The following is an 18972-nucleotide window of genomic DNA, read 5'->3' as shown; positions in this document are numbered from 1 at the left end:
ATAAAGTCTCAGTTAAAGACAAGTCTTAGCCAAATTTGCATTGACGGGATAGAGAATAAATTTTTCCTTTCCCGATTCAGGACAACCAGGAATGTCAGGCAAAAAAGTCATTGTCATGGACGCCAGCCCACTGCTTCGCGCTGGACTCCAGGGCTTATTATCAGAACATGGTCATCAGATTGTTGCGCAGTTTGGCACAATGGAAGAATTGCTGGATAAACATTCGTTGTTCAACGCCGATTTGATAATAATGGAGCATCTGCAACAACAGCCAGACGTGTTTTCTTCTCTGGCTCAGTTAATAAAAAATATCCCTGATACACAGGTAATGATTTTATCCTCATCATCCAGTGATTTTCACATTCAGCTTAGCAGGAAGGCGGGGGCTGCCGGCTATCTGAATAAAAGCAGTACGCTGGACAACCTCGTCCGGACTGTCAATAAAGTCGCATCCGGCCAGTTCTGTTATGGCAATGAACTAAGGCTGCACCGGACAAAATACCCGCGAGACGCCTCGTTGTTGTTATCGCTATCCCATACTGACATCTGTATCTTGCGCTACATTTCTGCCGGCTACAGCAATCAGGTCATTGCCGGCATAATGAATATAAATAATAAACGCGTCAGCGCTTATAAAAAGCGCATCATGCTGAAATTTAAAATATCCAAATTGACTGAACTGGTGGATCTGGCAAAACGTAATTATCTCTATTGAACAGAAATGACGCCGGGAAAATGACTAACGACCACGAAACTCGCGACGATAGCGGGAAGGTGAGGTATTAAGCTGCTTTTGAAAGTGGCGCCGTAAAGAGGTCGTGGAAGGGAAGCCGACGCGTTCGGCAATATCTTCCACTGGCCGATCGGTTTTTTCAAGAAAGCGCTGGGCAACGAGAATGCGCTGGTTCAAAAGCCAGTTTGAAAAACATTCCCCCGTCGTTTGCTGAAAGCGGCGGGTAAAGCTCCGGCGGCTCATGCAGGCTTTCTCTGCCACGCAGTCCAGCGTGATGGCCAGCTGTAAATTCTCTGTTGCCCAGGCCAGCGCGTCGGTGAAGTTATCTCCACGACGCGTATTCTGCACCGGCAGCTCCACAAACTGCCGCTGCCCGCCCTGACGATGAGGCGGCACCACCAGCAAGCGCGCCACGCGGTTGGCGACATCCGCGCCCCACGCCTGTCGGACCAGGTGCAAACAGCAGTCGATACTGGCTGCCGTTCCTGCTGACGTCACAACATCGCCATCATCAATGTAAAGCACATCTTTATCCATCTGCACGGAAGGATAAAGACGCTGAAAGTCCGCCGCCCATCGCCAGTGTGTCGTTGCCGGACGGTTTTCCAGCAGGCCTGCGGCGGCCACCACGAACGTGCCCATACACAACCCAACAATGCGGGACCCGGCTGCATGCGCGTTTTGTAACGCCGTTAACAGTTCAGGCTCCGGTGCATGCTCGGGCACATCCCAGCCTGGCACAATCACCATATCCATCCCGGCTAACGCATCCAGACCTCGGTCGACCACGATGGAAAAACCGGCATTGGTTTTAAGCGCACCGGGTGTAGTGGCACAAACCACGAGCTGACACAGGGCGTCACCCTGCGGCGTCAGTGCTTTCTCAAACACGGCATAAGGCACCGAAAGGTGAAAAGGAATAATGCCTTCAAAGACTACGATACCAATTTTCAATGTCATGACCGCCTCCGTAAGCCAGCCAGTATAGAGGGCTGGCTGGCCACAGGGATTTCAGTTCGGTCTTATTTTTCCACCGCCAGCGCCATCACCTGATCCGTGGTCATGATTTCAGCAAAGACATCCGCGACGCCTGCCAGCGCTGCACGCTGCAGCGTGTCGTGATCCACCACGCCCCCCTTCCCGTCATCCAGATCGCGCGTGGCTGTCGCATCTTCCGGAATAATCACGCTATAACCCAGCGGTACAGCATCACGTGCAGTCGATGAGATACACATATGCGTCATCAGGCCCGCCACGATGACCTTTTTAATTCCCTGTTTCTTTAAGCGGGCATCCAGATCGGTGCCCACGAAAGCGCTCGGGGTCTCCTTGGTAATAATGGTGTCCTGCGCAGTCGGCTGCAGATCCTTATGGAACTGGGCAAATACGGAATTCTCAGCGAACAGCGGCGTACCGTTTTGCTGCGGGCTATTTTTTGTTATGTGGCGCACAAAGTAGACCGGCATCCCTTTTTGGTGTGCATACTCGACCAGCTTTTTGTTTTTCAACAGCACATCCGCGCCATCCGGGATAACCATCCGGCCACGGAAATCCTGACCCGCGTAATATTCATTCTGAATATCCACCACGATTAACGCGGTTTCAGATGCGGATAAAGACGTCGTAGCAACAGCGCCTGACATCGCGCGAATTGTTTTTGTATTCACCTGATTTGTCTCCTGTGCGGTGGCCTGGCTGGAAAATGCGCTCATCATACTCACCAACAGTGCGGTACGGAAAATCGTTTTCATAACAAGAACTCCCTCTGTGTTGTGTTCGGGAGGCATTATTTCGTATTGACGTAAAAGACAGGAGTCACCTGAAGAACGAAAAACGGTACTTTTGGGCCAATATAAAAAGGATTATCCCGTCGTTCCTGCCGAGCAAATATGCCAGAAAAACCCACCACACTAATTTTCATGTCATTGAAATAGCGCTATTTTCCGCTTATTAACCGGCGGGTAATATCGTTGCAGATATGGTATAGTTATGCATAATATTCATGCCTGTGTTCATCAGGCAAAGCCCTTTGAACCAGGATGATAAAATGAATAGCGTATTAATCGTGGATGACCACCCGGTTGCCCGTCTGGCGGTGAGAATGTTGCTGGAAAAAGACGGGATGACGGTGATCGGCGAGACTGATGATGGCCTTAAGGCATTACAACAGGCACGTCAGTTACTTCCGGATTTGGTTATTGTCGATATCGATATTCCTACAATCAATGGGATTAACGTTGTTCAGCGACTCCGTGCGAATGATTTTAAAGGCGGGATCCTGGTTCTGACGGGTAAGGATGACGATCATTATATTAAGCGTTGTGCCGGTGCGGGTGCCGATGGGTTTATTAGCAAGCGCAATAATCTGACGGAACTTCATGACGCTATCCGTGCAATCAAAAGTGGCTATGGTTTTTTCCCGATTAATCGCGCCCGCCAGATTGCCGCAGAGGATATTCCGCTGGATGACAAAGGGAATATTGCCAGTCTGTCGGACAAGGAACTGCAGGTTCTGCATTTTCTGGCAAAAGGAAGCCGGATTGTCGATATCGCCGGGGAAATGATGATCAGTGATAAAACGGTCAGCACCTATAAAAGCCGCCTGATGAAAAAGCTCGATCTTAAAAGCCCGAAAGACATTTATGATTTTGCCCTGCGCAACAAAATAGAATGAGCCAACACCGGGTCTTAAAGGGAAAAATGTGACGGAATCCCCTTCGGCGGCACGCCCGCTACGCATACTGACTGTAGACGATCACCCGGCAAGCCGGCTCCTGCTCAGGCAGCAATTGATCCGCCTGGGGTATGAGGTTGTCGAGGCAGAAAACGGCGAACAAGCCCTTGTGCGCTGGAGCGAACAGCAGGTTGATATGGTCATCACCGATTGTAATATGCCGGTGATGGACGGGCTAACCCTCACCCGGCTGTTACGGGAACGGCAGCAAAAACCGTTAATTATCCTTGGCCTCACCGCGAATGCTCAGCCCGAAGAGCGTAGTCGCTGTATTGCCGCAGGTATGGACGACTGCCTTTTCAAACCGCTCAATCTGAAGCAACTGGAGGCGGGTCTACAGCGGGTATCGCCAAAAGAGGCGACCACAAAATCTGCTGACCCGGAAGGCCTCGGCCAGTTTATCCGTGTGGACAATCTTCGGTCGTTAACCGGCGATGACAATACCTTATTGTTCACCCTGCTGAATGCCACGCGGGATGAAAACCAACGCGACATGCAACCCTGCCTTACGCTGGCCCGTCAGGGCGACTGGGCAGCGCTGGCGTATCATATACATCGCCTGGCCGGTGCCGCCGATATCATTGGCGCAACTGCGATAGCGCAGCAGTGTCGCAGTCTTGAAAAGGCATGCGAAGGGACAACGTTGCCCGTCGAGTCTGAAATTGTGCCCCGCCTCCAGGCCCTGCTCAGGGACGTCGCGGCGCTGAATCAGGCGATTACAGCCTTCACCACACCACGCTAACCTCAGGTTTACTTTTCCTCACACGCTGTCGAGCGGGCGCCTGCGCCTGGCCTGTCCTGTTTTTCACCGACAAGGACTACACGCCTATAGTCCTTCCCTTACACGCCTATCATCCTGCCCTCATGTATCTCATTGCCCTGGAATTTATATAGTGACCCCGTTGTCACCATGGCAACGTTTTTGAAATAAAGAAGGTTGCCATGTTAAATAATTTATTTGAGACCACTACAACAGAACTGCGTTTTATTATTCTGATGCTCTTGCTGATCAACCTCACGGGCGTTTTATTTTTATTATTTACGCCTCATTAATTAAAAGGTATTCCTTGTGAAAAAAACATTTCTTATTCTGCCTGTGCTCACAGCATTAACCATGACTGCGCACGCTAAATCATTGACGCAGTCCACCCTGTCTCTGGAACAGGCATCTGTACTCGCCAGCGAAGCCGTTAAATCGTGCAGCGCTAAAGGCTATAACGTCAGCGTGACGGTTGTCGATGCTGCAGGCCTCACTCGTGCGGTACAGCGTATGGATAACGCCGGGCCACACACCCTGACAGCCAGCTATCAGAAAGCGTTTACCTCTGCGTCCAGCGGAGCGGCGACCAGCCAGCTTCTGGAAAACTCAAATAAGTATCCGGCGGCGAAAAACCTCGGCGATATCCCTGGTTTCTTATTACTGGCTGGCGGCGTACCGGTTAAAGAAAATAACGCCACCATCGGTGCCATTGGTATTGGCGGCGCGCCGAGCGGTGATATTGATGAAGCCTGTGCACTCGACGCTATTAAAAAGCTGAAATAAGTAAAGCTATCTGTCATTTATCGGAAAGATAAAAAAGGAACTTATTATGAACGTAACGCCACGTGTTTTATTCGCCTCTGTGATTTCACTGTGCGCTTCCGGCCCGGTACTGGCTGCCGAAAACGTTAAAGAAGGCTATTACGGCGCCCTGAACCTGATTGACACCCATCAGAAGGCCAAGAGCATGAACCTGAGCGAACGCCCGGGGATCGGTTCATTTGTGGCCGGGGACGAAAAAGAGCACAAGCTGAACGGTTCCGTGGCCGCTGGCTATCAGTTCGGCAATAACTGGCGTACCGAAGCGGAATATGTGTTTAAAGAAAAAACAGAATTCACCAGCGGCTCTTCCACGTTTGCGACCAGTTTCAACCACATGAAAGTTGATTCTGAACGTGCAATGCTCAACGTTTATCGTGACTTTATGATCACCGACAAATTCGCCCTGTACGCAACGGCGGGTGCTGGTGTGGCGAAAGTGAAAGTGGGTGGCTGGCAGGGTAATGACACCCGCGAGTTTGCTGGCAACACGCAAACCAACTTTACCTACTCCGTGGGTGCTGGTGCGTCTTATGAAGTTATTGACGATCTGACCCTGTACGCCACTTATCGTTATGTCGATATGGGCAATATAGAAAGCGGCCGTAACACCTTTGTTAACGCCCGTAATCAGCAGGATGAAAACCTGCGTGGACGCCTGGTGAACAATGAATTTGTATTCGGCGTGCGCTACGTCCTGTAAGGCACGTTGACAGACAGTTTCATCACCCTCATTTCAGGTATTTTTCCTCTCTTTTATGCCACTTTGCCTGTCCTTACCGCCTCTCTGCCGGGCGGTAAGGTTTTTTTTGCTCAAGAGCGCTCACGATCGAATTTCCCTTCGGTACGCTGACGCCCCTCATTCCGGCACCACCTCCACGCTCGCCGACAACCCGGCTACCAGCTCAATCCCCTTCGGCAATGCATCAATATGTATGCGCACCGGGACGCGCTGCGCCAGCCGCACCCAGCTAAACGTCGGCTCGACGTCGGGAAGCCCAAGCCCGCCCGTCTCATCGTTGTTATCACCGATCCCATGGCCGATGCTCTCAACATGCCCGGCAATCACCGGTTCATAGCCCATCAACACGATATGCGCCGTGTCCCCAACGCGAATATGGCGAAGTTTGGTCTCCTCGAAATACCCCACCACCCAGAAACTGTGCGCATCGACGATGGCGACCTTAGTCTCCCCCGCGGTGGCATAGTCCCCCGGGCGAAGCCGCAGATGGGTGATATAACCCGAGACGGGAGCCCGAACGGTGGCATGGGACAAATTAAGCTCGGCCAGCTCCAGCGCGGCCAGCGCACCGTGATAATTCGCCACCGCGACGTTCGCGGCGCTGCCCGTTTGCTGTAAATCCTCGCTGGAAATCGCGGCTTTAATCTGTGCGCGTCGTCTGGCGGCATCCTGTCGCATCACCATCTCATGCCGTCTGGATTCCACCTCAGCCTGCGCGCTGGCCACCGCCAGCGTGAGCCAGTGCGGGTCGATAACGTAGAGCACATCGCCCCGGTTAACCCACTGGTTATCCCGGACGGCCACGCGGATTACCGGCCCGGATACGTCCGGCGCAATCTGTACCACATCCGCCCGTACCCGGCCGTCGCGGGTCCAGGGCGTTTGCGCATAATGTTTCCACATCATAAAAGCCAGAAGCGTGGCCGCCGCGACGGCACATAACGTCAGCGCATAGCGACCGACCAGAGAAAGTAATGATTTCATCTAAATAACCCCAGCGCGGTCAGGCCCTGCATCAGCAGGAAAAAGGTGACCAGATAAGTTGAAACGTCCAGCAGCGGGCGAAAAGGCAAACGACGGTAGAGCCTGCTGAGCGATAAAAGCGCGATGAGTGCCAGCGTGCAGGCCAGCGTCGCGAGCGCGGTGACAAGCAGTCCCGGGATAAAAACGCCCCCGATATTCAGATCATTGACCATCGTCTGCCCTCCGTAATGCGCAATGCAAATCCACCAGATGGCCGACAAACTGGCGCGTTTGTGCATCTGCGGCAGGCAAACAGAGGCGGATGTGGTCGCCGATGTGTTCACGCAAGGCGTCGGTGTCGTTCAGGTGATACAGGCGCGCGCTAATCTCTCTGCTCGCGGGCATATCGCAGCGGCGTAAATGCATCACCGAAAGGCCGATGCGCAGCGCGCGCAGCAGCGGGTTAAGCACCTGCTCTGAGGCACGCCCGCTGCGCTGCAGGCGCGGCAGTAACAGGGCAGCGCGGTCAATCATCAGATTGGTCCAGTGCGTCTCATCCAGCAGAAGCTTGCCCTTCACGCTGCGACGAATATCGCGCTGGCACAGCGTGTGCAGACGTGCGATGGCCGCGTCGGCCTGCACGGTTTGCAGCAGGCTCATGCTGATAACAGCAAAGCCGGTTGCGGCAAACAGCGCAATGGCGGTATTGGCCGCCGAGGCAAAATCTCCGCTGTAGTGGGCACCCAGCTCGCACAATACCGGCAGCGTCAGGGTGATCCCCATCGCCATAAACGTGGTGGGAGGACGTGCCTGAAGCGACCCGGCCAGCAGATATACCGGCGCCAGCACGGCCACCAGCACGGGGAAATCGCTCACCTGCGGAAGCAGCGCAAAGCTGTACAGCAGGCTAATTAATACGCCCCAGAACGAGCCAATTATGTATTTCACAATGTGCGGTGCCGGGGTGTCGAAACTGCCAAACAGCGTGCAGCAGACCCCAAGGATAGAGACCGCCGTGCTGCCATCGGGCCAGGCGGAGAAGATCCAGACCAGGCAGCCGCTCAGGATGATGGCGAACGCGCCCAGCGCGGTGCGGGCGGCAGTAAGAGGATCGCGGTGAAAAACATACCCTTTAACTGCCCTGCCCGCCGTCAGTCCGTGGGCGGGCTTCGCATGGTGGATGGCATCAGAAAGACGTTCGCACTGCTGCAACAGCGTAATGGCCTGCGTCAAATAACGGACAAAACTGGCCTGCAGCGCATCGTCCATCGTCCGGACCTGTGCAGCGTAGCGCTCTGCGAGCTGTTCACTGCGTGCCATTAACGCATCTGCCGTGCTGTGGCGTGCAGCACCTTTATCCCCCAGCCAGGCCTGAACGTCGTCGAGCAATACCTGCAACCCGGCAGGCACCGTCGCCGGTAAGCGATCGCGTAATTCACAGTTGACGATGACCAGCCGCGCCAGTCGGTCATGGATAGCCTTTCTGCCCTGCCGCACCGGAGCAGACAGGGCAAAATCATACGGAATATGGTGGCTTATGCCCTGCAGAAACTGCAGCGCCAGCGCCAGATGCAGCGGGTCTGAAACCGCGACGGGTTTGCCTGCGAGGGTGTCAGCCACCCGCTCACGCGCGGCGCGCAGGGTTTGCGATAACTTACTGTTGAACAGGCCGGAGATACGCGCGGGTAACACATAGCGATGTATCAGCGCCGCGCAGAAGATCCCAATGACAATCTCCTGCACACGGATAATGGCGATATTAAAAATCCCGCCGGGGTCGGATACCGCAGGAAAACCAATCAGGCTCGCAGTGTACCCGGCCAGCACAAAGGCATACGCCCGCGGGGTGCGCTCCAGCAGAGATAAATAGAGGCAGAACGTGATCCAGCCCGACAGCATCACGCTGCAGAGGATCGGCATATTGACGAAGACAGGTACGATCGCAACGGTGGCGCAGGCCCCCACAACGGTACCGGCCAGACGATAGAGACTTCTGCTCAGCGAGGCCCCCACCGACGTCTGCGACACGATATAGACGGTAATAATGGCCCACGATGGACGTTCGAGGCCTATCGACAGCGCAATGTAGTAAGCGAGCATCGCCGCTGCAAAACTTCTCGCGGAATAGAGCAACGCGCTGGCATCGTTACGCAGCACGGGAGATAAGCGCTCACGCATGGCGCGCCACGAATGAAAATGAAAAGCGTTTAATGTGTTCATGCCAGAATTATTACTGGCTTGCGAACCCGCTTAAATACTCTATTCTGTCAAAAAATACCTAAATGTTGCCAGAAACGTGAAACCTCAACTTGCCAATACGCTCTTCGACCCTGACGCCACCGCATGTCCGGCCGTAGCCCGACATCTGGATTTCGTGGAGTACGCCGCGGAAGTGCCGGTGCACACCCACCGTAAGGGGCAGCTAATTATTGCCCTGTATGGCGCGGTGATTTGTCATGCGGAAAATGATATCTGGATCGTGCCGCCAGACTGTGCCGTCTGGATCCCTGGCGGGATCGCACACAGCGCCAAAGCGACCTGGAATGCTCATCTCAACTATCTGTTTATTGAGCCCGGAGCCGCCGCGCTGCCGGAGAAATGCTGCACGCTGGCCATTTCCCCGTTAATCAAAGCGCTGGTTGACCGTTTGACGCATGAACGCGTTGATTATCCGCCAGAGAGCCATGCCGCGCGGCTGACCAGAGTGACGCTTGATGAGCTCGCCAGCATGCCGCAGCAGAAGCTGAGCCTGCCCGTTTCAGCCCATCCCAAAATACGCGCCATGGCCGACGCGCTGGTCAGCCATCCTGACGACAGAAGCACCCTGAAAGCGTGGGCGAAACGGCTGGCGCTGAGCGAGCGCTCCTTTGCGCGTTTGATGGCGCGCGAGACCGGGCTGAGCTTTGGCCGCTGGCGTCAGCAGCTGCAGTTGATTATTGCCCTGCAGGAGCTGGCAAGCGGTGTCCCGGTCCAGAACGTGGCGACAACGCTTGGGTATGAATCCGTGAATGCGTTTATCACCATGTTCAGGAAAGCCATGGGCACCACGCCCGCGCACTATTTTGCCGAACGAAAAGTCAGCGGCCGTTAACCCGGCCCTTCGCTGCCTGCAGCAAGCAGGGGAACCAGCACATCGCTAATCGGAACGGGAATACCGTGAGCACGACCATAGCGCTGGATCACGCCGTTGCGGATATCCCACTCCATGGGACGGTTGGCCTGACGATCGGCGAGGATAGACGTGCCTAAATCGGCAGGTGCGCGCTGGAAATTCGCCAGGATCTCCTGCGCAACGTCATCGTGCAGCACCGCGCCTTCTGCTCGGGCCACGGCAAGCCCCTCGCGCAAATACGCCAGCGCCAGCTCGCTGATATCCTCACGGGAGAACATCCCGGCACGACGATTCGCAAGCACCATCAGGCCTGCAACCGCATTTTGCAGCAGCTTGCGCCATGCGACGGTAAGAAAATCTGCCGACAAGTCTACCGCGCAGCGCGTGCCATTCAGCGCATCAGCCACCCGTTTTGCCTGCGGCACATCCGGCAGCGTCAACCGCGGACTGGCCCGCAGCCAGACTGACGCATCCGGCTCACGCTGCGCCGGGAACCAGACCACCGACGGCAGTACCGTCGCGCCATTGACCCACGGTGCAAGCTGGGCTTTTTGCTCGACGCCGTTTTGCAGCGCGCAAACCACCGTGTTTTCATCGCACAGCGCGTTCAGCCATCCCGCGCTGTCGGCGTTCTGGGTCGTTTTCACTGCGATAAAAACCAGATCGTACGGACGATCGATGACCGTCGGATCGGTTAATACCGGCCCGGGTACCACGATTTCACCCTCATCGTGCCGCAAACGTAATTGCGGGTGTGCGGTACGTCCGCACAGTTGCGGCGTGCGGCCAGCCTCATGCAGCACCGCAGCGATAGTGGTTCCGATTGCACCGGGTCCAATCAGTGCAATGGTTGGATAGTCAGACATTGTTAACTCCCCTGGTCGCTAAAGCCCTAATCAGTGTGCCGTGGCGTTCAGCATAGCCGCCACACGTCCCTTTATACCACCGCCTGAAGTGGGAGCCATACCCGTTGTCTATACTCATTTCATCTACGACAACGGAGTGCACCATGCCATTACCCGATTTCCATTCCTCTGAACCTTATACCCTTGGTATTGAACTTGAACTGCAGGTGGTTAACCCGCCGGGGTACGATCTGAGCCAGGACTCCTCCGCCCTTATCGCTGCCGTCAAAGACGACATCAAAGGTGGGGAAGTGAAGCACGATATCACCGAGAGCATGCTCGAAATCGCCACCGGCGTGTGTCAGAACATTGATCAGGCCGCCGCACAAATCTCGGTGATGCAGCAAAGTATTCTGCGCGCCGCTGCGGAGCAGCATATTCAGATCTGCGGCGGTGGGACGCACCCTTTCCAGAAGTGGCAGCGTCAGGAGGTGTGCGATGACGAGCGCTATAACGTCACGCTCGAACGGTTTGGCTATCTGATTTTGCAGGCGACGGTATTCGGCCAGCACGTGCATGTCGGGTGTCGGACCGGCGACGACGCTATTTATCTGCTGCATGGTTTGTCGCGCTTTGTCCCCCACTTTATTGCTCTGGCGGCGTCCTCACCCTATATGCAGGGTACGGACACGAAGTTCGCCTCATCGCGACTTAATATCTTCTCGGGATTTCCGGATAATGGGCAGATGCCGTGGGTGAACAACTGGCAGGAGTTCGAAGGGCTGTTTCGTCGTCTGAGCGCCACCAGCATGATCGACAGCATTAAAGATTTGCACTGGGATATTCGCCCCAGCCCGCATTTTGGTACGGTCGAAGTGCGGGTGATGGATACACCGCTGACGCTCGGCCACGCGATCAACATCGCCGGGTTGATACAGGCGACGTCTCACTGGCTGCTGACCACGCGGCCCTATAAGCATCAGGAAAAGGATTTTCTGCTGTACCGCTTTAACCGTTTTCAGGCATGTCGTTACGGGTTAGAGGGCATTCTGACGGACGTGCAGACTGGCGAGCACAAAACCGTGGCGGAAGATATTGCGTGGCTGCTGGAGCAGGTTGCGCCGTCGGCCGAGAAGCTCGGCGCGACGAGCGCGATTGAGGAAATAGCCCTGATGTTAAAACAGGGCAAGAGCGAGGCGCAGCGCATGCGCGATTTTATCGCAGACGGCGGTTCGCTTATTTCTCTGGTTCAGAAACATTGCGAGCTGTGGGCGACGAGTCCGTAAGGCGATGCCCCCACTCACGCAGGCGCTGGAACAGCACAAACAGCGCCGGGATAAACAGAATGCCGACCACGGTGGCCACCAGCATCCCGCTGAACACCGTGGTGCCAATGATGCGGCGGCTCTGCGCCCCTGCCCCGGATGCCAGCATCATCGGTAGCACACCGATAATAAATGACACCGCCGTCATCATCACCGCCCGGAAGCGGCGTGAGGCGCCTTCACGGGCCGCATCGACAATCGCCATCCCCTCATGACGCCGTGCGCGGGCAAACTCGACGATCAGGATCGCGTTCTTGGCCGCCAGCGCGATTAACAGCACCAGACCAATCTGCACATACACATCGTTGGCGTTTCCCGCGATCCACAGCCACACCAGCGCGCCACCGATGGCGAACAGGACTGAGAGCATCACGCTCGCGGGCAGCGTCCAGCTCTCATACTGCGCGACAAGGAACAGCCACGCCATAACCACCGCGGCCAGGACAATCCAGATGGCCTGATTTCCGGTCTGCTGCTCCTGATAAGACATCCCGCTCCAGGCATAGTCGTACCCGGCAGGCAGGTTTTCCGCCAGAAGTTCGCTCATCACGGCCATCGCCGTGCTGCTGCTCACGCCGTCTGCCGCCGACCCGCTCACTGACACCGACGGGAACTGGTTGTACTGCTGCAGGAACGGTGCGCCAACGGTCGGGGTAATCGTGACAAGATTACTCAGACGCACCCGCTCACCGTTATTGCTGCGCACGAACAATTCGCTGATTTGCCCGGCACGCTCGCGCCACTGCATTTCGTTCTGTACCACCACGTGGTAGACGCGGTTGTTAACGCTAAAATCCCCGGCACGCGTGCCGCCAAAGGCGGTTTGCAGGCTGCTGAAGATGCGCGAGACCGGCACGTCGAGGCGGGCAGCGCGCTCGCGATCAACGGTCAGCGTCAGCTGCGGCACGTTGCTGCTCCAGGTAGTAAACACCCGGTTAAGCTGCGGATGCTGGTTAGCTTTTATCAGAACGTTGCGGGTAACGCGTTCCAGCTCCGCCGGGCTTTGCCCCGCCTGGGCCTGAATACGCAGGTCGAAGCCGGAGGCGTTGCCCAACCCCGGCAACGTCGGCGGGGCGAAGGTCATGATGGTCGCTTCCGGCAGCGCCAGCAGCTGACGCTGTAGCGTTCCCATCACCTCATCAAGCGGCGGACGCTCCCCCCATGTCTTCAGCATGATGGAGATAAACCCGCCGTTAGACGCGCTGGTACCGTTGAGAATGTTAAAACCGGAGACCTGAATCACATCCTCGACCGCAGGGTGTCTGGCGATAAGCTCCCGCGCGGTGGTCATCACCGCTTCGGTACGCTCCAGCGACGCCGCTTCCGGCAGCTGCACGCTGGCGAAGAAGTAGCCCTGATCTTCCTGCGGCAGGAAGCCCTTTGGCATCGACATAAAGCTGAACACCACCACGCCCGCCGCGCCAGCCGTTGCCAGCAGCACCAGCCACGGACGGAGGTTAATGCAGTTAACGATGCGGGTATAAACGGTGCGCGTGGTTTCCAGTCCGCGGTTGAAAACGCGGTAAACCGCGGCTGGCTTCTTCGGGCGCGGGCGCAGCAACAGCGCACAGAGCGCTGGCGTCAGGGTCAGCGCCACCAGGCTTGAGAGCGTGACGGCGGTGGAGAGCGTGACCGCGAACTGGCGATACAACTCCCCCACGATCCCCGGCAGCAGCGCCACCGGCACAAACACCGCCAGCAGCACCAGGGTGGTGGCAATCACCGGCCCGGCAATCTGGCGCAGCGCCTGTGCGGTAGCCGCCGTGCGGCTTTGCCCTTCCGCCATCAGCGTTTCAACGCTCTCCACCACCACAATGGCGTCATCCACCACCATGGTAAGCGCCAGAATAATGGCGAACAGGCTGAGCGTGTTGGCCGAATAACCGAGGGTATAGAGCACCGCAAAGGTGCCGACCAGCGACACTGGAATGGCGAGCGCCACAATCAGCGTCGCACGCCAGCTCTGCAGAAATAAGGAAACCACCACCACGACGGCGAGCAGGGTCAGCGCCAGCGAGACGCCAATCTCCTTGATGGTCGCAGCGACGAAGGTGGTGGTATCGAATTTTACTTCATAGGTCAGATCGTCCGGGAAGCGTGCGGAGAGTCGCGCCAGCTCCGCGCGAACCGCATCGGCTACGCGCAGGGCGTTGGCGGACGGCGTAGGGTAGATGCCAAGATAGGCCGAGTCATGCCCGTTCAGCTGGGCGCCGGAGCTGTAGCTGCGCGACCCCAGTTCAATCGTGGCGACATCTTTCAGGCGCACCAGCTGGCCCATCTCCCCTGCACGGATAATGATGTCCGCAAAGTCCTCAGCCTGATTTAAACGCCCCAGGCCGTTAATCGTCAGGGTTTGCTGCTGGCCGTTAAACACAGGCGGCGTTCCGACCTGGCCTGCCGCCCCCTGGACGTTCTGCTCGCGTAACGCCTGAGCCACGTCATCGGTGGTCACGTTCAGGGCGTTCATGCGATCCGGACGCAGCCAGATACGCATGCTGTAGTCGCGCGCGCCAAACATCTGCACCTGCCCGACGCCCGGCAAACGCGCCAGCGCTTCACGCACCTGCGTGCTGGCGTAGTTACTGACGAAAAGCGGCGTGTGGGTATTGTCCGGTGAGTAAAGGCTTACCCCCATCATCAGATTGGTAGCGCGTTTACGCACCTGCACGCCGTTTTGCTGCGCCTCGGTGGGCAATTGCGCCACAGCCTGCGCCACGCGGTTTTGCACGTCGATGGCGGCCAGATCCGGATCGGTCCCTGCCGCAAATGTGATGTTCAGGCTGTAGGCACCTTCATCCGAACTGGTGGATTCCATATAGAGCATGTGATCCACGCCGTTAAGCTGAGTCTCCAGCGGCGTGGCAATGGCTTCCGCCACGTCAGCCGAACTGGCACCGGGCCAGCTGGCGGAGACATTCACCACCGGTGGGGTGATCTGCGGGTACTGCTCCACCGGGATAATCTTCAGCGCGATGGCACCCAGCAGGGTTATCACCAGCGCAATCACCATCGCGAAGCGCGGGCGTTTGATGAAAAACGTCAGCATGATGGCTCCTTAATTCAGTATCTGCACGACTGCGCCAGGCTGTACGCGCTGGGCACCGTCGGTGATCGCTCGCTCACCGGGATGTAAGCCGGATGAAATCTCAAACTGCTGGCCAATCTGTCCGGCAACCTTCAGCGGGCGTTTTTCGGCTTTGCCTTCTGCGTTTACCACCCAGGCAAAGAATCCCTCGCCGTTTTGCTGTACCGCCGCAGCGGGCACTGTCAGCACCGGCTGCGCGCTTGCCGGACGCAGGTAAACATTCACATTGCCGCCCGGCAGCAGCTGATGGCGCGGGTTGGCAAATTCAGCGCGCAGCATCACGCTGGCGGTACGCGGGTCGATACGATTGTCCACGGAGGTCAGTTCACCGCTCAGGCGCTGACCATTGCTGTCAATCCGCGCCTGCCAGGCGCGCTTCAGGGCGCTGATATCCGCATGTTGTCCGGCTTTGGTGGCAAACGCCCCCTCTTCCAGCGCAAAGGCGATACGGATCGGATCAAGCTGCACGACATCCACCAGCACGCCGCTTGACGGGTTCACCAGGCTGCCGGCATGGAACTGGCTGTGCCCCACGCGGCCATCAATCGGCGATGTGATGCGCGTGTACGCCAGCGTCACGTTGCGGGTTTCGAGGCGAGCTTTCGCCTGCTCCAGCGCAGCGCTGGCGACATCGCGCTGCATGCGCGCGTTATCCACGTCGTGACGACTGATGGCATTGCTGTTGCCCAGGCTTTCAAAGCGTGAAAGCTGCTGCTGCGCCTGACGCAGCGTGGCTTCTGCGCTCTTTACCTCAGCCTGTGCCAGACGCACGGCGGCGCGTGGCTCGGCATCGTCCAGCTCAAACAGCACGTCACCTTTTTTCACGTATTGTCCGTCGCGAAAATGAACCTGGGTAATCACGCCTTCCGTGCGCGCTCTTATCTCGACGGTATGAATGGCTTCAATGCGGCCAGGCACGTGCCGTTCAGCTGCGTGGGTCGTTTGCTCCACAACCGCCACGCGAACCGGAATGGCAGCAGCAAACGCGGGTTGAAAGAGGGCGAGGAGGACGAACAGGAGCGGGAATTTCATGGGGATGTACCTCTGATGTGTTTCCCTCACCCCGGCCCTCTGCCCAATGAAAGGGAGGTCAGCATCCCCTCTCCCGGCGGGAGAGGGTTAAGGTGAGGGCAAAAGGTTATGCAGCCTTACGGAACCTGCGGGTCAGTCGCTTCTCGATTTCAACAACGAAGAACATCACCGCGGCTACCGCCAGCGTGACGAACCAGTAGCGCAGAGGCAGCGCTTCCGTACCGAAAAGCATCTGCATAAACGGCAGGTAGATGATTGCCGCCTGGAGCAGGAACAACACGCCTGTGACCAGCCAAATCCCTTTGTTCGCCAGCAGGCCACGGTTCAGGGAGAACCCTTCAGTGTTGCGGCAGTTAATCATGTATACCCACTGGGCGCAGACCAGCATCTGCAGCAGCACGGTACGGATGAACTCCGCGCTGTGGCCACGCGGTGCCAGCCAGGCTTCCAGCGCAAAGGCGGCGATGGCAATCATGGTCCCGACAAAGGCCACGCGCCATACGGCGTACGCATCCATCACGTGCTGTCCGGTCTGACGCGGCGGACGCTTCATGATGTTGCGCTCAGCGGCTTCAAAGGCCAGGCCAAAGGAGAGCGTGGCGGAGGTTGCCATGTTCATCCACAAAATCAGTACCGGCGTCAGCGGGATAATGTTTCCTGCCAGCAGCGCAATAACAATCAGTAACCCCTGCGCCAGGTTGGTCGGCATAATGAACAGAATGGTTTTCTTCAGGTTGTCGTAAACGCGACGCCCCTCTTTTACCGCGCTGGCGATGGTGGCGAAGTTATCGTCGGTCAGGACCATATCCGCCGCCTCTTTGGTCACTTCGGTGCCTTTGATGCCCATTGCGATGCCCACGTCCGCCTGGCGCAACGCCGGAGCGTCATTCACACCGTCGCCGGTCATGCCCACGATCTCACCCTTGTCCTGCAGGGCTTTCACCAGGCGCAGCTTATGCTCCGGGCTGGTACGGGCGAAAATGTCATATTTCACCGCGGCGTCTGCAAGCTCAGCGTCGTCCATTTTCTCCAGTTGGTAGCCCGTCACCGCCTGCTCGCTGTTGGTGATCCCGAGCATCTGACCGATGCTCATTGCCGTCTGCGGGTGATCCCCGGTGATCATCTTCACGCGGATCCCGGCCTGCTGGCAGGCATGAATCGCATCAATCGCTTCAGGACGCGGTGGATCCATCATTGCGGCAATACCGAGGAAGATCAGCCCGTGATTCAGATCGTCATGCGTCAGCGCCTGCTCACCGTTCGCCGGTTTGAACGCTGCGGCAACCATACGCAGCCCCTGACGTGCATAGCGCTCCATCTCGGTTTCCCAGTAAGCGCGGTCGAACGCTTCAGCGCCGTTACGGGCCTGCTGCTGTTTACACAGCGCGAAAATCACGTCCGGCGCGCCGGTAATCAGGATGTGCTCCTCGTGACCAATCTGATAGTGGGTGCTCATGTACTTGTACTGCGAATCGAACGGGATCTTGTTAATCAGGGTGGTCATCACCGGCTCAAGATGCGCCTTCGCCGCCAGCACCTTCAGCGCCCCTTCGGTCGGCCCACCGGTGATGCCCCACAGACCGCGTTCGTCCTGAATCAGCTGGCTGTCATTGCAGAGATCAACAGTGCGCAGGTACTGCTCCAGCACGGTGCCCGGCTGGATCTGCATCGGCTCGTCGCTGCCTTCCAGGTAAATGTTCCCCGCCGGCTCGTAGCTGTTACCGTCCACGCGGTAGCAACTGTCGGCAGTAATGATGGCTTTCACCGTCATCTCGTTCATGGTCAGGGTGCCGGTTTTATCCGAGCAGACCACGGTCATCGCCCCCAGGGTTTCAACCGTTGGCAGCTTGCGGATAATCGCCCGCTTGCGTGCCATCGCCTGCACGCCAAGAGAAAGGATGATAGAAATAATGGCTGGCAGACCTTCCGGCACGGACGCGACCGCCAGACTAATCAGAGAGAGCAGCAGCTCGCCCATGGGGATTTCGCGGAACACCAGGCTGAAGACAAACAGTGCCGCCATCATCGCCAGAATAATGGCGAAGATCGCTTTCCCCAGCTTGTCCATCTGCACCAGCAGCGGCGTACGATGCTTTTCAATACCCGCCATCATCTGGTTAATGTGGCCAAGTTCAGTCTCTTGCCCGGTGGCAATGACCACGCCAATGCCGCCCCCTGCACTCACGGTCGTACCGGAAAAGACCAGGTTAGTGCGGTCGCCCAGCGGTAATTCACCGGTCAGCGGATTAATGTGTTTATCCACCACGGTAGATTCGCCGGTCAGAATAGCCTCTTCCACGCGTAAATTATGCGCTTCGATTAAACGCATATCCGCCGGAATACGATCGCCCGCGCGTAATACAATAATATCGCCCGGGACTATTTCAGTTGTCGGTAGCGTTTCATGATTGCCATTGCGAATGACGCGCGCTTCGCTGGAGAGCATATTGCGAATACTCTTCAGGGATTTTTCCGCATTGCTTTCCTGAATATGGCCAATTAACGCGTTGATTACCGCCACACCGAGGATAACCAGCGTATCGACCCAGTGGCCCATAACCGCGGTTAATACCGCCGCGGCAAGCAGAACGTAAATCAGTACATCATTAAAATGGGCGAGAAAACGTAGCCAGGCGGGCTTGCCTTTTTTCTCCGGCAACGCATTAGGGCCATACTGATGCAGACGTGCCTGCGCTTCAGCACGGTCGAGGCCGCTTGCCTGGCTCTGCTTGTTAGCAAGCACTTGCTCAACGGTCTGCTGATACGCCTGCCCACCAGCAGGTGGCATGTTCTGAGAGAGATTTTTTTTGGTCATCGTATTT

Annotated in this window: 16 protein-coding genes; 7 read left to right on the top strand and 9 right to left on the bottom strand. The window is 56.9% G+C overall.

Annotation, left to right across the window (positions count from 1 at the left end; all coding sequences use genetic code 11):
- The first annotated feature begins 91 nt into the window (after window positions 1–91).
- A complete protein-coding gene (locus AM379_RS13445; protein ID WP_032681503.1) occupies window positions 92–715 on the top strand; it encodes a response regulator transcription factor in 624 nt (207 codons plus the stop codon).
- Window positions 716–739: 24 nt separating this feature from the next.
- On the opposite strand, the gene AM379_RS13440 is transcribed toward AM379_RS13445, so the two are convergent.
- Together AM379_RS13440 and AM379_RS13435 are read right to left on the bottom strand one after the other, a co-directional pair.
- Window positions 740–1693, bottom strand: a complete 954-nt coding sequence (locus AM379_RS13440) for a GlxA family transcriptional regulator (protein ID WP_032681504.1) — start codon at window positions 1691–1693, stop codon at window positions 740–742.
- 62 nt (window positions 1694–1755) lie between these two features.
- Window positions 1756–2484: a cysteine hydrolase family protein gene (locus tag AM379_RS13435; protein WP_025204764.1), complete on the bottom strand. Its 729-nt coding sequence runs from the start codon at window positions 2482–2484 to the stop codon at window positions 1756–1758.
- A 296-nt stretch (window positions 2485–2780) separates the two neighbouring features.
- Here AM379_RS13435 and AM379_RS13430 point away from each other — a divergent pair, with 296 nt between their 5' ends.
- The 4 genes from AM379_RS13430 (at window position 2781) to AM379_RS13415 (ending at window position 5749) form a co-directional block, all read left to right on the top strand.
- Complete coding sequence (locus AM379_RS13430; protein ID WP_032681506.1) at window positions 2781–3407, top strand: response regulator; 627 nt, start codon at window positions 2781–2783, stop codon at window positions 3405–3407.
- 28 nt (window positions 3408–3435) lie between these two features.
- Window positions 3436–4209 (top strand): response regulator, encoded by a 774-nt coding sequence (locus AM379_RS13425; protein ID WP_106503795.1) that lies wholly within the window; start codon window positions 3436–3438, stop codon window positions 4207–4209.
- A 327-nt stretch (window positions 4210–4536) separates the two neighbouring features.
- Window positions 4537–5010 carry a GlcG/HbpS family heme-binding protein gene (locus tag AM379_RS13420; protein WP_020885120.1) on the top strand — a complete coding sequence of 158 codons (474 nt, stop codon included), beginning with the start codon at window positions 4537–4539 and terminating at the stop codon, window positions 5008–5010.
- A 46-nt stretch (window positions 5011–5056) separates the two neighbouring features.
- On the top strand, window positions 5057–5749 hold the full coding sequence (locus AM379_RS13415) for an outer membrane protein (RefSeq protein ID WP_074148089.1): 693 nt from the start codon (window positions 5057–5059) through the stop codon (window positions 5747–5749).
- Between the two features lie 156 nt (window positions 5750–5905).
- On the opposite strand, the gene AM379_RS13410 is transcribed toward AM379_RS13415, so the two are convergent.
- The 3 genes from AM379_RS13410 to AM379_RS13400 are packed head-to-tail and all read right to left on the bottom strand — an operon-like array spanning window position 5906 to window position 8971.
- On the bottom strand, window positions 5906–6772 hold the full coding sequence (locus AM379_RS13410) for an efflux RND transporter periplasmic adaptor subunit (protein ID WP_106503794.1): 867 nt from the start codon (window positions 6770–6772) through the stop codon (window positions 5906–5908).
- Window positions 6769–6984 (bottom strand): DUF1656 domain-containing protein, encoded by a 216-nt coding sequence (locus AM379_RS13405; RefSeq protein ID WP_106503793.1) that lies wholly within the window; start codon window positions 6982–6984, stop codon window positions 6769–6771. The genes AM379_RS13410 and AM379_RS13405 overlap by 4 nt, the downstream gene beginning before the upstream one ends.
- Entirely contained in the window at window positions 6974–8971 is a 1998-nt protein-coding gene (locus AM379_RS13400) for an FUSC family protein (RefSeq protein ID WP_236900298.1), read from the bottom strand. The genes AM379_RS13405 and AM379_RS13400 overlap by 11 nt, the downstream gene beginning before the upstream one ends.
- Window positions 8972–9047: 76 nt before the next feature.
- Here AM379_RS13400 and AM379_RS13395 point away from each other — a divergent pair, with 76 nt between their 5' ends.
- On the top strand, window positions 9048–9842 hold the full coding sequence (locus AM379_RS13395; protein WP_025204769.1) for an AraC family transcriptional regulator: 795 nt from the start codon (window positions 9048–9050) through the stop codon (window positions 9840–9842).
- On the opposite strand, the gene AM379_RS13390 is transcribed toward AM379_RS13395, so the two are convergent.
- A complete protein-coding gene (locus AM379_RS13390; RefSeq protein WP_032677591.1) occupies window positions 9839–10729 on the bottom strand; it encodes an oxidoreductase in 891 nt (296 codons plus the stop codon). The genes AM379_RS13395 and AM379_RS13390 overlap by 4 nt on opposite strands.
- 143 nt (window positions 10730–10872) lie before the next feature.
- Between AM379_RS13390 and AM379_RS13385 the strand changes: the two genes are divergently transcribed.
- Entirely contained in the window at window positions 10873–11994 is a 1122-nt protein-coding gene (locus tag AM379_RS13385; protein ID WP_106503791.1) for a YbdK family carboxylate-amine ligase, read from the top strand.
- Here the strand turns inward: AM379_RS13385 and AM379_RS13380 are convergent.
- From AM379_RS13380 to AM379_RS13370, 3 genes are all read right to left on the bottom strand, one after another.
- A complete protein-coding gene (locus AM379_RS13380; RefSeq protein WP_106503790.1) occupies window positions 11945–15079 on the bottom strand; it encodes an efflux RND transporter permease subunit in 3135 nt (1044 codons plus the stop codon). The genes AM379_RS13385 and AM379_RS13380 overlap by 50 nt on opposite strands.
- 9 nt (window positions 15080–15088) lie before the next feature.
- On the bottom strand, window positions 15089–16150 hold the full coding sequence (locus AM379_RS13375) for an efflux RND transporter periplasmic adaptor subunit (protein ID WP_106503789.1): 1062 nt from the start codon (window positions 16148–16150) through the stop codon (window positions 15089–15091).
- Between the two features lie 106 nt (window positions 16151–16256).
- On the bottom strand, window positions 16257–18965 hold the full coding sequence (locus AM379_RS13370) for a cation-transporting P-type ATPase (RefSeq protein ID WP_106503788.1): 2709 nt from the start codon (window positions 18963–18965) through the stop codon (window positions 16257–16259).
- Between the last annotated feature and the right edge of the window lie 7 nt (window positions 18966–18972).

It is taken from the genome of Enterobacter cloacae complex sp. FDA-CDC-AR_0132 (assembly GCF_003010695.1).
GTDB classification, from domain to species: Bacteria; Pseudomonadota; Gammaproteobacteria; order Enterobacterales; family Enterobacteriaceae; genus Enterobacter; species Enterobacter ludwigii.
The sequence above is the reverse complement of the archived record's forward strand: the minus strand, read 5'-3'. Positions and strand labels throughout refer to the sequence as shown.